This is a genomic window from Mycobacterium sp. MAA66, assembly GCF_041261665.1.
Taxonomy (GTDB): Bacteria; Actinomycetota; Actinomycetes; order Mycobacteriales; family Mycobacteriaceae; genus Mycobacterium.
This window is the reverse complement of sequence record NZ_JBGCCC010000003.1, coordinates 270696-285001: the sequence shown is the minus strand read 5'-3', so window position 1 is coordinate 285001 and position 14306 is coordinate 270696. Positions and strand designations below refer to the sequence as shown.

14 protein-coding genes are annotated in these 14306 nt (G+C 66.8%); 6 read left to right on the top strand and 8 right to left on the bottom strand.

From position 1 onward, the window contains the following. Nucleotides 1-8 precede the first annotated feature (8 nt). The 6 genes from ABIA30_RS13665 to ABIA30_RS13640 are packed head-to-tail and all read right to left on the bottom strand — an operon-like array spanning nucleotide 9 to nucleotide 5373. On the bottom strand, nucleotides 9-593 hold the full coding sequence (locus tag ABIA30_RS13665; RefSeq protein WP_370066106.1) for a suppressor of fused domain protein: 585 nt from the start codon (nucleotides 591-593) through the stop codon (nucleotides 9-11). Next, the gene (locus ABIA30_RS13660) at nucleotides 590-1705 is read right to left on the bottom strand and encodes an ABC transporter ATP-binding protein (RefSeq protein ID WP_370066105.1); all 1116 of its coding nucleotides are present in this window, start codon (nucleotides 1703-1705) and stop codon (nucleotides 590-592) included. The genes ABIA30_RS13665 and ABIA30_RS13660 overlap by 4 nt, the downstream gene beginning before the upstream one ends. A gap of 3 nt (nucleotides 1706-1708) precedes the next feature. Then, entirely contained in the window at nucleotides 1709-2557 is an 849-nt protein-coding gene (locus ABIA30_RS13655; RefSeq protein ID WP_370066103.1) for a carbohydrate ABC transporter permease, read from the bottom strand. After that, entirely contained in the window at nucleotides 2554-3426 is an 873-nt protein-coding gene (locus tag ABIA30_RS13650; protein WP_370066334.1) for a carbohydrate ABC transporter permease, read from the bottom strand. The genes ABIA30_RS13655 and ABIA30_RS13650 overlap by 4 nt, the downstream gene beginning before the upstream one ends. A gap of 5 nt (nucleotides 3427-3431) precedes the next feature. Next, nucleotides 3432-4829 (bottom strand): extracellular solute-binding protein, encoded by a 1398-nt coding sequence (locus tag ABIA30_RS13645; RefSeq protein ID WP_370066101.1) that lies wholly within the window; start codon nucleotides 4827-4829, stop codon nucleotides 3432-3434. Between the two features lie 55 nt (nucleotides 4830-4884). Beyond that, the gene (locus tag ABIA30_RS13640) at nucleotides 4885-5373 is read right to left on the bottom strand and encodes a general stress protein (protein ID WP_370066099.1); all 489 of its coding nucleotides are present in this window, start codon (nucleotides 5371-5373) and stop codon (nucleotides 4885-4887) included. A 55-nt stretch (nucleotides 5374-5428) separates the two neighbouring features. Here ABIA30_RS13640 and ABIA30_RS13635 point away from each other — a divergent pair, with 55 nt between their 5' ends. Then, nucleotides 5429-5953 (top strand): DUF4190 domain-containing protein, encoded by a 525-nt coding sequence (locus ABIA30_RS13635; protein ID WP_370066097.1) that lies wholly within the window; start codon nucleotides 5429-5431, stop codon nucleotides 5951-5953. On the opposite strand, the gene ABIA30_RS13630 is transcribed toward ABIA30_RS13635, so the two are convergent. Next, a complete protein-coding gene (locus ABIA30_RS13630; protein WP_370066095.1) occupies nucleotides 5950-6906 on the bottom strand; it encodes a CoA ester lyase in 957 nt (318 codons plus the stop codon). The genes ABIA30_RS13635 and ABIA30_RS13630 overlap by 4 nt on opposite strands. Nucleotides 6907-6932: 26 nt before the next feature. Here ABIA30_RS13630 and ABIA30_RS13625 point away from each other — a divergent pair, with 26 nt between their 5' ends. The 5 genes from ABIA30_RS13625 (at nucleotide 6933) to ABIA30_RS13605 (ending at nucleotide 12599) form a co-directional block, all read left to right on the top strand. After that, nucleotides 6933-8237, top strand: a complete 1305-nt coding sequence (locus tag ABIA30_RS13625; RefSeq protein WP_370066093.1) for a magnesium transporter MgtE N-terminal domain-containing protein — start codon at nucleotides 6933-6935, stop codon at nucleotides 8235-8237. Continuing rightward, complete coding sequence (locus ABIA30_RS13620; RefSeq protein WP_370066091.1) at nucleotides 8234-8827, top strand: DUF1003 domain-containing protein; 594 nt, start codon at nucleotides 8234-8236, stop codon at nucleotides 8825-8827. The genes ABIA30_RS13625 and ABIA30_RS13620 overlap by 4 nt, the downstream gene beginning before the upstream one ends. Before the next feature lie 70 nt (nucleotides 8828-8897). Then, the gene (locus ABIA30_RS13615; RefSeq protein ID WP_370066089.1) at nucleotides 8898-10382 is read left to right on the top strand and encodes a lytic transglycosylase domain-containing protein; all 1485 of its coding nucleotides are present in this window, start codon (nucleotides 8898-8900) and stop codon (nucleotides 10380-10382) included. Between the two features lie 29 nt (nucleotides 10383-10411). Further along, nucleotides 10412-11545, top strand: coding sequence for an Mrp/NBP35 family ATP-binding protein (locus ABIA30_RS13610; RefSeq protein ID WP_370066087.1), 1134 nt, complete (start codon nucleotides 10412-10414; stop codon nucleotides 11543-11545). Between the two features lie 16 nt (nucleotides 11546-11561). After that, nucleotides 11562-12599, top strand: coding sequence for a beta-ketoacyl-ACP synthase III (locus tag ABIA30_RS13605; protein ID WP_370066085.1), 1038 nt, complete (start codon nucleotides 11562-11564; stop codon nucleotides 12597-12599). Between the two features lie 4 nt (nucleotides 12600-12603). Here the strand turns inward: ABIA30_RS13605 and ABIA30_RS13600 are convergent, their stop codons facing one another. Then, complete coding sequence (locus tag ABIA30_RS13600; protein WP_370066083.1) at nucleotides 12604-14295, bottom strand: aldehyde dehydrogenase family protein; 1692 nt, start codon at nucleotides 14293-14295, stop codon at nucleotides 12604-12606. Nucleotides 14296-14306 lie beyond the last annotated feature (11 nt).

Genomic DNA, 14306 nt, shown 5'->3' with positions numbered 1-14306 from the left:
GCTACAGATCAACTGGGTTCGGCAGCTCGTCGCTGTTGATCGAGTACGTCGACCCCGTCCTGCTGCCAGGCCTCGCGCATTGCGGCGGCCCCCTTCAGCCGCACCCAGGCCGCCTCGGTCGCGGTGATCGGGGTCGCCGACAGTAGCCGCACCGGCTCGCTGCCCGGCAGCATCACTTCGCCAATATCACTGGCGCCCAACAGAAATGCGTTGAACGAGGCTCCGCTCCACAGCGGTGCTTGCAGGTCGATCAACGCATCGGGTTCGAGCACCAGACCTTCCACCAGAGGTGACGACGCCAGGATCGCGATCGATCGGGCCAGCCCGGTCGGCGTCGGACCACGCAGGGACACCACCACTTCGGCCCGCGGACCGCTGTCGGTGATCATCGCCATCGGGTCGACCATCGGATTGCGCGAACAACCGATGGACGCGTAGTGGCAGACCTGATCCCCATCGGGCCCAAAACGCAGCACGTCGATGGCCTCCGCGCCAAGGAACGTCACGCTGGCGGCTACCGGTTCCGCGGTTATCCCACGCTCGGCGAAGGCCTCTGCCAGACGGGCCCGCACGGCTGCGGTGAAGTCGGTCATCGCGCCGGCGGGATCGACAGGTTGACCCCGGTGTCACCATCGAAAAGTGTCAGCTTGCCGGCATCGACAGTCAGCCGCACCGTGGCTCCCGTGGCCGCCGGCGAATCACCGGAAACCCTTGCCACGAACAGATTCTCCGACAGCTCGCCCGCCGTCCCCGTCCGGAAATACACGTATTTGTCCGCACCGAGCGACTCGACCAGTTCGGCGTCGACCTCGAACGCCGGCCCACCGCCGGCACCGGCCGCCTCGAAGTTCTCGGGCCGCACACCGGCGATCACCTTGGCCGGTTCCGGATGCTGCTGCAGCACGCCGCGCGCCGAGTCGGACAGCGCGACCTCGGCGAACGGCAACCGCACCCCGGCGGCGGTCAGCTCAGCGGGGAAGAAATTCATCGCAGGCGACCCGATGAACCCAGCCACGAACAGATTCGCGGGCCGGTTGTAGAGGTCGTCGGGGGTTCCGATCTGTTGCGCCACACCGGCTTTCATCACCACGACTCGATCACCGAGCGTCATCGCCTCGGTCTGGTCATGAGTCACATACACCGTGGTGGTGCCGAGCCGGCTTTGCAGCCGGGCAATTTCGGCACGCATCTGCACCCGCAGCTTGGCGTCGAGGTTCGACAGCGGCTCGTCCATCAGAAAGGCCTTGGGGCTGCGGACGATCGCCCGCCCCATCGCCACCCGCTGGCGCTGCCCGCCGGACAACTGGGCCGGCTTGCGGTCCAGCAACTCGGTCAGGTCCAGAATCTTCGCGGTCTGCTCGACCTTGGCCGCGATGTCGGCCTTGGGCAGCTTGGCCAGAGTCAGCGGGAAGGCGATGTTCTGCCGCACCGACATATGCGGGTACAGCGCGTAGGACTGGAACACCATGGCGATGTCGCGATCCTTCGGCGCCCTCTCATTGACCCGTTGCCCGCCGATCCGCAGCTCACCGGATGAGATGTCCTCAAGGCCGGCAATCATATTCAGCGTGGTGGACTTACCACAGCCGGACGGCCCGACCAGGATGACGAACTCGCCGTCGGCGACGGTCAGCGAGAGGTCGTGAACCGCCACCGCGCCATCGGGATAACTCTTGCTGACGTGATCCAGAACGATTTCTGCCATGGACTACCCCTTCACCGCACCGGACGTCAGGCCCGCGACGATCCGTCGTTGGAAGATCAGGACAAAGATGATGATCGGCACCGTGATGACCATCGCGCCGGCCGCGATGGACCCGGTCGGCTCCTCGAATTGCGAACTGCCGGTGAAGTTCGCGATCGCCACCGGCGCGGTGATCGAGCGCTGCGTAGCAGTCAGCGACAACGCCAGCAGCAGGTCGTTCCAGGCGAAGATGAACACCAGGATGGCTGCAGTGACGATTCCCGGTGCGGCAAGCGGCGCAATGACTTTGCGAAAAGCCTGCCCCGGGGTGGCGCCGTCCATCCTGGCCGCCTTCTCCAAGTCCCATGGGATTTCCCGGAAGAACGCCGACAACGTGTAGATCGCCAACGGCAACGCGAAGGTGATGTACGGGATGATCAGGCCCGGCCAGGTGTCGAACAGGCCGAGCCGACGCTCGATGTTGAACAGCGGTGTCACCAAGGAGATCTGCGGGAACATCGAGATCAGCAACGCCAGGCCGACCAACAGTTGTTTACCTGGAAAGTCCAGCCGGGCAATGGCATAGGCGGCCATCCCGCCGATCGTCACGGCGATGACGGTGGTGATCAGGCCGATGCCGATCGAGTTGAACAGTGCCGAGCTGAAGGCGTCGCCGGCGAAGATGCCGCGATAGTTCTCGAAAGTGATCTGCCGCGGAATCAGATTGCCGTCCTTGACCGTCGACGTCGGCTTGAGCGACAGCGACAGGATCCACAACACCGGCACCAGCGCGTACACGACCACCAATACATTGACCACTGTCCAACCGACCGCTCGGCGGTTCGCAGCCCAACCGACCGCTCGGCGGTTCACGACGCCTCCGATCCCGGTGCCGAAGCCCCGAAGACCTTGATGAAGATCAGCGCGATCACCGCGACACTGGCGAAGATCAGCACGCTGATCGCCGAACCGAGCCCGATGTTGAACGCCTTGAACAGATTGTCGTATCCCAGGATCGACACCGAACCGGTGTTGTTGGAGCCACCGGTCAGCACGTAGATGTTGTCGAAGATCCGGAACGCGTCGAGCGTCCGGAACAGCAAGGCCACCAGGATCGCCGGTTTCATCAGCGGCAGTGTGACTTTGACGAATCGGGTCCACGGCCCGGCACCGTCGAGCTGGGCGGCGTTCAGCAGGTCCTGCGGCACCAGCACCAGCCCGGCGAGCAAGAGCAGCGCCATGAACGGTGTGGTCTTCCATACCTCGGCCAGTACCACGATGGCCAGCGACGGAAGTTGCTCGGTCAGTGGCGCACTACCGGTCGGCAGCAGATCCGCCAGATAGCCGGTGCCCGGTGTCCACGCGTAGTACCAGCTGTAGGACGCCGCCACCGTCACGATGCCATATGGGATGAGAACGGCGGTGCGGACCACGCCGCTGCCGAAAATGGTCCGGTGCATCACCATGGCCAACGCCATGCCGAGGATGAACTCGATCAGTACCGATACCACCGTGATGCCAAGTGTCACTGCGAATGCCGTCCACCAATAGTGGTCGGACAGCACGGTCTGGTAGTTGGCCAGCCCGACGAATTCGGTGTCGTTCGGCGCGGCCAGGTTGTAACGCTGCAGGCTCAACCAGATCGCGTAGCCGACGGGATACGCAGTGACCGTCAGCATCAACAGCAGCGCCGGGCTGATCAGCCACAGCGCCAGCCGACGCTGTGCCGCCCGGTCGATCATGGCGCTCACGGGATCAGCCCCTTGCCGTCGATGGCCTTTTGCACCTCGGCGGTCAACGCGTCGGCGGTGCGCTCCGGGTCGATCGCGGTGATCGGTGCCAGCGTCGACGAAATCCGGGTGGACACCGCCTGATACACCGGGGTGGCCGGACGGACCGCGGCATTGGACAGTTGAGCGCGAATGATCGCGTACTGCGGGTAACGCGCCCGGAATCCCGGATCGTCGTACAGCGAGCCACGCACCGCAGGCAGGCCGCCTTCGATCGCCAAGTAACGCTGGTTGGCCCTGCTGCGCAGGCACCGGATCGCCTCGAACGATTCGGCGACGTGCCGACTGTTCTTGCCCACCGCCAGGTTCAGCCCACCGAGGGTGACCTTCGCCGGGGCACCCGGCCGCACACCCGGATAGTCGGCGAAGCCGAACACGCTGCGACTGGCCTGATACGCCGCGGTGAACTGGGCGTCATCGGGCGCGAAGGTGCCGACGTCGTTGATGGCGCTGCGTAGGTCGTCGCGGCGATCCAACGGCAGGAACGCCACACCACCTTTGACCGCGTTCTCCAGCAGTGACGGCAACACGAACGGCCAGTTGACCTCCAACGCCGCGTTCCCCTGCTCCAGTGCCAATCGCGCGGTGCCTTCGTCGGTCTGGGTGATCGACGGGTCGGCGCCGGGCGCGGTGGCCACAGACTTGATGACCTGCAGCGCCTTGACGGTGGCGGCCCGGTGGGCCGGGGTGTCGGTCAGTGTGACGGTCTTGCCGTCGTCGGACAGCACGCTGCCGCCGGCGCTGGCCAGCAGCGTGTTGAACCACACCACGAGCCCTTCGTACTGCTTGGCTTCCACCGCAATCCAACTCGGCCGCCCTTGCGCGTGCAGCGCGGTCGCGGTGCCCACTGCGGCGTCCCAGGTGGCCGGCGGTGCGGGCATCAAATCAGCTCGGTACCAAAGCAATTGGGTGTTGGTCGTGACCGGTGCGCCGTATAGCCGGCCTTTCCACTGCGCGGTCTTCAGCGGTCCGGGCAAGGTGTCGGCGGCGGCGTCGGACTCGGCCTTGCCCGCCGGGTCCGCCGACAACGGAAGGGCCCAACCGGCTTCGGCGAATTCAGCGGTCCAGACCACGTCGAGGGCCATGATGTCCAGGCTCTGATCGTTGCCGGTCAGCCGCCGGGCCAGTTGCAGACGTTGGTCGTCGGCGCCCTTGGGCAGGCTGATCTGCCGGATCCGGAACCGGTCGCCGAACTGCTCGTTGCAGCGCCCCGCGGCAGCGGAAAACGTCGCCTTCTCGTTGGCCGAGGTATAGAGGGTGATGACGTTGTCATCGGACGATGAGGAACAGGCCGCCGTGAGCGGCGTCAACATCAGCGCGACTGCTGCCAGTGCACCCAGCCGCCCAGCGCGCACCACACGTCTCCTCTTCCACGCCGAAGTTTCCTGACAGAAACTCCTAGAGCGGAGTCTAGAGCTTGAGGCGTGCCAGCAGATCGCGCCCCTGTTCGGCACCGGCCGGGTCGCACAGCACGTCGTAGCGGCCGGCCACCAACTGCAGTGTGGAGCTGAAATCCCTTGTGCCATGCGCCATCGCGTACTGCAGGCCGGAGGTGATCAAGCCGAAGAACACCCCGGCCAGTAGCCCGGCGATCAATGCTGCCCACGGATCTGGCCGGAAGAAACCCAGGACCAGGCCGATGAACACCCCCAGCCAGGCACCGGATAACGCGCCGCCACCCAACACCCGAGGCCAGGTCAAGCGGCCGGTGACCCGTTCCACCTGCATCAGGTCCACCCCGACGATCGTCACCTGCTGCACGGGGAACTGCTCGTCGGACAGAAAATCCACGGCGCGCTGGGCTTCGGCGTAGGTGTTGTACGAACCGATGGGCCAGCCCTTTGGCGGCGTGGGGAGCCTTCCGGCACCGCCTCGCCCGGGCTGTAGCGGGCTTGTCATCGCTCAGATCTCCCATCGAAAATCAGGTACTGCATGCTTCGGTAGGTTGGGCACCATGACGAACCCGGACAAGGACGCCGGACGGTCACCGATTCCCGGTGGCTACGAGGCACCTCCCATCGAGCAGTCTGGCAGCTTTCCCGGGCCGGTGCTCGATTTCCCGTCCGCGCCGCCGACGCCGCCGGGACCCTACCCAGGCCCATACCCGTTCGGCCCGCCACCACAGTTCGGCCCACCTCCGCTATTCGGCCCACCTCCGCAGTTCGCTCCGCCCATGGCATACCCGCAGCCGCCGATGTACGCACCCGCATATCCGACCAAACCGCCGACCAACGGGATGGCCATCGGCGCCATGGTGACCTCATTGGTTTCCACGCCGCTGTGCTTTGCCTGCGGTGTCGGCATCCTCGGCTGCATCGTCGGCATCGTGCTGGGCGTGGTGGCGCTCAATCAGCTCAAGCAGCATCCGCAGAACGGCCGGGGGTTCGCCATCACCGGCATCGTCGTCGGGGCGGTGGCACCGGTGCTGTACATCGTGGTCGTGCTGGCGCTCGTCGTCACCAATCACTCCGCGTTCTAGACCGGAGGAGTGAAAGCCGGGCCCGTCCGCGCCATGCCGGCGGCCCGGCCCTTGGCCGCGATCACCAAGGCCATCTTGCGGCTGGCCTCGTCGATCATCTCGTCACCGAGCATGGCCGCTCCGCGGGCACCACCGGCACCCGAGGTATGCCATTCGTAGGCCTCCAAGATCAGCTCGGCGTGGTCGTAGTCCGCCTGGCGGGGGCTGAAGATCTCATTGCCCGCAGCGATCTGATCGGGGTGCAGCACCCACTTGCCGTCGTAACCCAGCGCCGCAGTCTGTCCTGCCACGCGCGAAAACGCCTCAGTATCACGCACTTTGAAGTACGGACCGTCGATGGCGTTGACCCCGGCCGCGCGTGCCGCGATCAGAATGGTCATCAAGACGTGGTGGTAGGCATCGCCCACTCCATAGCCCGGTGGCTGCTCACCGACCACCAGAGTCCGCATGTTCAAGCTCGCCATCAGGTCGCCCGGGCCGAAGATGAGCGCCTGTACCCGCGGTCCGGCGGCAATGGCATTCGCGTTGGTCAGCCCGCGAGCATCTTCGATCTGCGCTTCGATACCGATCTTGCCGAGCGGCAGGCCGTGCGTGCGCTCCAGTTGGGTGAGCAGCAGATCCAGGGCCTGGACGTGCGAGACGTCGGTGACCTTCGGCAGCACGATGAGGTCCAGATGTTCTCCGGAGACGGACACCACGTCGATGACGTCGCCGTAGGTCCACGGAGTCGTCCAGTCGTTGACCCGGATCCCGCGCAACTGGCCAGCCCACCCGGGTTCGGCCAGCGCCGCAGCGACCCGGCTGCGAGCCGCCACCTTGGCGTCGGCCGCCACCGCGTCTTCCAGGTCCAGGAACACCTCGTCGGCCGGCAGTGACTTGGCCTTCGCGATCATCTTGTCGCTGCTCCCCGGAACCGAAAGACAGGTACGTCGGGGCCGATAGAGATTTTCCACGTCCTCACTCTCTACCCTGTTGTCTCATGGTGGCGGTTAATCGGGTCTACGCGGCACGGCTTGCGGGGCTGGTGGTACTCGGCCCGGACGGCGAGTCGATCGGCCGGGTGCGCGACGTCGTGGTGAGCATCGGCGTCCTGCGTCAACAACCCCGAGTGCTCGGGTTGGTCATCGAAATGCTGACGCGGCGAAGGATATTCGTACCCATCCTGCGGGTCACCGCAATCGAGGCCAACTCGGTCACCCTCACCACGGCCAACGTCTCGCTGCGCCGCTTCACCCAGCGCCCGGGCGAGGTGCTGGTGCTGGGTGAGCTGCTCGACACCCGCGTCCGGATCAACGATCCCGAGCAACCGGAACTGTCCGACGTCGACATGATCGTGGTGGACCTGGCGGTCGAACAGGCGCGCACCCGCGACTGGATGGTGACCCGGGTGGCGGTTCGCAGCCAACGCCGATTGGGCCGGCGCACCACCGTGCACGTCGTCGATTGGCAGAACGTCACGGGTTTGACCCGGTCCGCGCTGGCCATGCCGGACCAGGGCGTGGCCCAACTGCTGGCCCAGTTCCAGGGCCAGCGCCCCGTGGAGGTTGCCGACGCACTGCGCGACCTGCCGCCCAAGCGCCGCCACGAGGTGGCCAAGGCGCTCGACGACGAACGCCTGGCCGATGTGCTGCAGGAGCTGTCCGAGTCCGAACAGGCCGAACTCCTCGAGCAGCTGAGCACCGATCGAGCCGCCGATGTGCTCGAGGAGATGGACCCGGACGACGCTGCCGACCTGCTCGCCGAGCTCGACGCGTCGCGCGCCGAGCTGCTGCTGGCCCGGATGGATCCCGAGGACTCCGAACCGGTCCGACGTCTGCTGCAGCACTCCCCGGACACCGCGGGTGGTCTGATGACGCCGGAGCCGGTGGTGCTGACCGCCGACACCACCGTCGCCGAAGCGCTGGCGCGGGTACGCGACCCCGAGCTGACCCCGGCGCTGTCCTCGCTGGTCTTCGTGACGCGCCCGCCGACCGCGACGCCGACCGGGAAGTACCTGGGCTGCGTGCACACCCAGCGACTGCTGCGCGAACCGCCGGCGGCCCTGGTCGGCGGCATCATCGACACCGCCCTGCCGCAGCTGGGGCCGACCAGCTCCATCGCCGCGGCCACCCGCTACTTCGCGGCGTACAACCTGGTGTGCGGTCCGGTGGTGGACGACCAGAACCATCTGCTCGGCGCGGTAACGGTCGACGACCTGCTGGACCATCTGCTGCCGCAGGACTGGCGACTGGCCGACGAACCAAACCTTGAGCCCGGCGATGCCGGCGTTGGGAGCGCACAATGAGCGAGAGCACCGTCCGCCAGCGTCTCGATACGCCGCGGATATCGCGGCTGCGGCTGACTCCACGGATGGATGTGGAAGCCGTCGGCCGGGTCAGCGAGTCGATCGCCCGGTTCCTGGGCACCGGCAAATACCTGATAATCCAGACGGTCTTCGTGATCATCTGGATCGCCATCAATCTGGCCGCCGTCAGCCTGCGGTTCGACCCGTACCCGTTCATCCTGCTCAACCTGGCGTTCTCCACGCAGGCCGCCTATGCCGCACCGTTGATCCTGCTGGCGCAGAACCGGCAGGAGAACCGCGACCGGGTGGCGCTGGAGGAGGATCGCCGTCGCGCCGCCCAGACCAAGGCGGACACCGAGTTCCTGGCCCGTGAGCTGGCCGCGTTGCGGTTGGCCGTCGGTGAGGTGGCTACCCGCGACTACCTGCGCCGAGAACTCGACGAGCTGCGCGAGTTGCTGGCGGCACAAGGCAACGGCAAATCCGGCAGCGGGAAACGCAAGTCGGGCAAAGCCCGCAGTACAGTGAATTCTGAGAATTCTGCGGAATCTGTGCAGGTTGAGGCATTGGCTCAACAACCGCCCACGGACTAGGTATTGTGACCTGGTCCACACCACCTGCCAGCGGTTGCCAGCCGGCTCAAGATCGATCTAGGACGGATTAGTGCACATGGGGGGCGACACCGCGGAGACGTCCGCGGCAGCTGCCGAATCCACGGCTGCGCAAACCAAGCCGCGCAGCCGTGTTTCGCGCTTCCTGCACTCCCCCGCCGGTGCCATCGCGGTGATCGTGCCCGTGGTGGGATTGCTGGCCGCCGGTGCGGCGGATCCGTCGCGCACCATCGCGATGCACGACAACGGCATCACCCCGCTGGCCGCGGTATCCAGCTCGTCGCCGAACAACTCTGGCGTGACCGTGGTGGCAAACACCAAGATTCCGCGGGCACTGCGCATCGACGTGGCGACCGTCGCCTCTCCGCCTCCGGCATCGATCGTGATGGCGCCGGGCGGCGTACACATTCCGCCGATCGCCCTGAACGCTTACCGCACCGCGGAAAAGATCATGGCCACCCAGGCGCCCGGCTGCGGCATCAGCTGGAACCTGCTGGCCGGCATCGGCCGCATCGAGTCCGGACACGCCAACAACGGGGCCACCGACGCCCGCGGCACGGCGATGTACCCGATCTATGGTCCGGTGCTGGACGGCTCGCTGGCCGGCAACGAGGTAATCGTCCAGAGCGTCGCGGCAGGCCGGGTCTATTACGCGCGAGCGTTGGGACCGATGCAGTTCCTGCCCGGTACCTGGGCGCGATACGCCTCCGACGCGATCGGTGACGGCAAGCCGGACGTACAGAACGTCTTCGACGCATCGCTGGCCGCGGCCCGTTACCTGTGCAGCGGCGGACTCAACCTGCGCGACTCGGACCAGGTGCTGACCGCGATCCTGCGTTACAACAACTCGATGGCCTACGCGGCGAACGTGCTGGGTTGGGCCAAGGCCTACGTCACCGGTATCGCCCCGGTCGACCTGCCGCCGATCGTCGGGCCGCCGCCGGCCATCGGCGATCAGCATCTGGATCACGCCGAGGGCATCGGCCCCGGCCTGCCGCTCAACGCCATGGGGCTGCCGGCCGACGACCCGATGGCCCTGACCAACGTCATGGACGTCAACCGCGCGTTCCCGGGGGCACCCGGTATCCCCGGCCAAGTCCCCCAGCAGAACTGCGCGGTGTTCTGCCTGCAGGCGACACCTGCCCCGGCGCCGCCGGTCGCGGTTCCCGGTGCACTGCCCGGCGCTCCGTTCGCTCCTGACGCGCCGGTTCCGCCCCCGCCATTGCCGTTCGGGCTGCCTCCTGCCCCGGATGCCCCGGCACCGTTCCAGCCCCCGCTGTTCGCACCGCCGGCGCCCCTCGCTCCGCCAGGTCCGGTCGCGCCGGCTCCTGCTGCCCCAGCTCCCGCTGTCCCGGCTCCGGTTGGCCCGGCTCCGGTTGGCCCGGGGCCGCAAGTTCCGGTTCCGATCACTGCGGTCGCGGTGGGAACAGCACATGGGGGCGCAGCACCCGGCCCCGCCGCTCCCGTGGCCGCGCCTCCCGCACTGCCTCCGGCTGACCCGATGCCAGCAGCTCAGGGTGCACCTCCCGGGCCTTAGCAACACCCCACAGGCATAGACTCCCGCTGATGTCCGCTGACCTGAACTCCGCAGTGCGTGCCGCGCTGGCCAAAGTCGTCGACCCTGAACTGCGCCGTCCGATCACCGAGGTCGGCATGGTCAAGAACGTCACCGTCGAATCCGACGGCGGCGTGCACGTCGAGATCTACCTGACCACCTCGGCCTGCCCCAAGAAAGCCGAGATCACCGACCGCGTCACCGCCGCCGTCACCGACGTGCCCGGCACCGGCTCGGTCAAGGTGACGCTCGATGTGATGAACGACGAGCAGCGCGCCGAATTGCGCACGCTGCTGCGCGGTGACTCCCGCGAGCCGGTCATCCCGTTCGCCCAGCCGAATTCGCTGACCCGGGTGTACGCAGTGGCCTCCGGCAAGGGCGGCGTCGGCAAATCCAGTGTGACGGTGAACCTGGCCGCGGCGCTGGCCGCCAAGGGCTTGTCGGTCGGCCTGCTGGACGCCGATATCTACGGCCACTCGGTGCCACGCATGATGGGCGTGGAAGACCGCCCCACCCAAGTGGATTCGATGATCCTGCCGCCGATTGCCCACGAGGTGAAGGTCATCTCGATCGCCATGTTCACCCAGGGCAACACCCCGGTGGTGTGGCGTGGACCGATGCTGCACCGGGCACTGCAGCAGTTCCTGGCCGACGTGTACTGGGGCGATCTCGACGTGCTGCTGCTCGACCTGCCGCCCGGCACCGGCGATATCGCCATCTCGGTGGCACAGCTGATCCCCGGCGCTGAGATCCTGGTGGTCACGACGCCGCAGATAGCCGCGGCCGAGGTCGCCGAGCGGGCCGGCGCCATCGCGGTACAGACTCGTCAGCGCATCGTCGGCGTGGTGGAGAACATGTCCGGGCTGACCCTGCCCGACGGCACCACGATGCAGTTGTTCGGCGAGGGTGGCGGTGCCCGGGTTGCCGAAAGCCTCACGCGCACAGTGGGTGCCGAGGTTCCGCTGCTCGGCCAGGTGCCGTTGGATCCGCGACTGGTGTCGGCCGGCGACTCCGGTGTGCCGCTGGCACTGTCGGATCCCGAGTCGGCCGCCGGAAAAGCCTTGTGCGACATCGCCGACAAGCTGTCCAGCCGCAAGCGCGGTCTGGCCGGCATGTCGCTGGGGTTGGACCCGGCCGGCCGCTGATAACTGGAATGAGCAAGTGACACATATCCATACCCGCGGCGGCGCACAGCACGTCGGTCTGCTGAGCGTCGCGGCGTACCGCCCCGGCCGCATCGTCACCAATGACGAGATCTGCCGCACCATCGATTCGTCGGACGAATGGATCTACTCCAGGACCGGAATCAAGACCCGGCGGTTCGCCGGCCACGACGAATCCGCGGTGTCGATGGCCTGCGAAGCGGGCCGCCGCGCCTGCGCTGCGGCCGGACTACGAAGCACCGACAGCGCTGATCCGCTATCCGCTCCGCTACTCGCTGTGGACGCCGTGATCGTGGCCACCAGCACCAACTTTCGCAATACTCCGCCATGCGCGCCCCAGGTGGCGACGGCGATCGGCGCGCATGGCGTGCCGGCCTTCGACATCGCCGCGGGTTGTGCGGGGTTCGGCTACGCGCTCGGGGTGGCCGCGGACATGATCCGGGGCGGTAGCGCCGGCCGTATCCTGGTGGTCGGTTCGGAGAAGCTGTCCGATGCCATCGACATGACCGACCGCAGCAATGCCTTCATCTTCGCCGACGGCGCCGCCGCGGTCGTAGTCGGACCGACGCCCGAGCAGGGCATCGGACCCACCGTTTCCGGCAGTGACGGCGAGCAGTCCGGCGCCATCGTGCAGGACCTCAGCTGGATCGACTACACCGAGAACCCGTCCGGGCCAAGGCCTTTCCTGCGCATGGAGGGCCAGACGGTGTTCCGGTGGGCGGCTTTCCAGATGGTGGACGTGGGTCGGCGAGCCATGGAAGCAGCCGGGGTGGCCGTCGAGGACATCGCCGCCTTCATACCGCACCAGGCCAACGGCCGCATCAACGAGTTGCTGACCAAGGGGCTGGAACTCAAACCGGAAACCGTTGTCGCCCAAGATATTCAAGACACCGGTAACACCTCGGCCGCGTCGATCCCGTTGGCCATGGACACCCTGCTGACCACCGGTGCGGTCAAGCCCGGCTCCCTGGCCCTGTTACTCGGCTACGGCGCGGGGCTGGCCTACGCCGCTCAGGTGATCCGGCTGCCCGGATAGCGCGTCAGCCCCGCAACGCCGAGGCGAAGATCGCCGGCAGCTTCACCCAACTCGGCTTGCCGGCGAATCCGGCCAGCAGCCGACCAGTCGAGGCCGCGGTCCGGTTGTTGACGAACCAGGGCGGCTTCGGCGAAATCGACAGCTCGCCGCTGAGCAGCGAACGCGGCGACGGACGGAACGGTCCGCGGACCACCGTGCGCTCCGGCTTCTCGATGAGAAAGCCGTTGTGCACCACACCGATTCCGCTCTGTACGTCATTGCGCGTGTGCCCGGGGAAGGCGCCCCAGGTGGCGTGCGCGGTCAGGTAACCGACGCCGGTCCAGGCGTTGATCGCCACCGTGCCGTAATGCAGCGCCTCGATCATGGCGTCGAACGCCTTGTCCAGGGACTTGATGGTGTCGGGTGCCGCGACGACGTTGACGCCGAGCGTGCCCACGAACTGCTCGTTGGCCAGTCGGGTGGCTTCGCGGACGAATTCGACGCCGTCGCTGTCCAAGTCGATCACCCCGTACACCGGCGAGAAGTACTCGGTGTTCAGCAGGGCGGTGCGGTCCTCGGGATCCACGACCAAGAGTCGATCGCCGATCCGCTGAGCCGTCGGATAGGTCGCCTCGGCGCCGGCCACCCGAGAATCGGAACCCGGGTAGTAGGCGGCACGCTCGGGTGCCGCGCCGATCGCCTTGGTCAGGGCCGCAACGAACTCGTCACGCTGAGCCCACTTCGAGGACAGCACCACGACCTGCGAGGCCACGCAGTTGTAGCCGTTGTTGTGCAGCCGTTGCGTGGCAATGTGATTGGCCTGGAATTCGATGTCCGCACGGCTCCAACTGCCGGGCACCACGATGGTCGGCGACACGCCGCCGAGCTCGCTGGTGATGTCCTTGGTCAGGACCGGCTCGTTCGCGGCCTTCCGCCGGGCGCCCTCTTCGCCGACCCCGAACACGATGGCGTCATGGGTCAGCGCGCTGCCCGTCATGTGCACGTGATCCACCAACTCGTGCTGCACCAGGTAGGTACCCACATCGGCGCCACCGGTGAGGATCCGGACCGCGCCGATTGCGATGAACGGCGCCAGCACCGTGGTCAGCACCGGCAACAGCAGATCGGTGACCGGATTGAGCTTGAGCGCCACCACCCGGTTGTTGGCGATCAGCTCGTACAAGGTGTCCAGGGGCGCGATCGACATGATATTGCCGGCACCCAGGACGGCACCGATTCCATTGGTCTTGGCGGGATCTCGTTGCGCCAGCCCGGCGGTGCGCAGCGCCTCGTCGGCACTGACGCCGGGTTGCAGCCAGACCTGCGCACTGAACCCGGACAGCAGCAGCCGGTCGAAGATATTGAGCGGCAATACATTAACCGTGGTGCGGCCACCGGCAGAACCGAAAGTGGCCCCGTCCAACGGACTCTTCCCAGCCGACAGCTTGGCCAGGCTCGCCGACATCGCAGCGGCACCGGTGGCCACCGGATACGGGCCGGAGATCCACTCCTCACCGACCAGCGGTGACTCGGGATCGAGTTGCTTGATCCGGACGGCTGCGTCGACCCAGTCGGCGCCGTGCTGCACGGCCAGCTGCTGCACCTCGTCGAGCAGCTCCCGGCGATGATCCAGAGAGGTTGCAGCCCAGGTCTTCTCGCCTTCAGCGAGATCATTCAGTGCCTCGTCGACTGCAGTCGTGTACGCGGTGTCGGACATATCAGAGAATC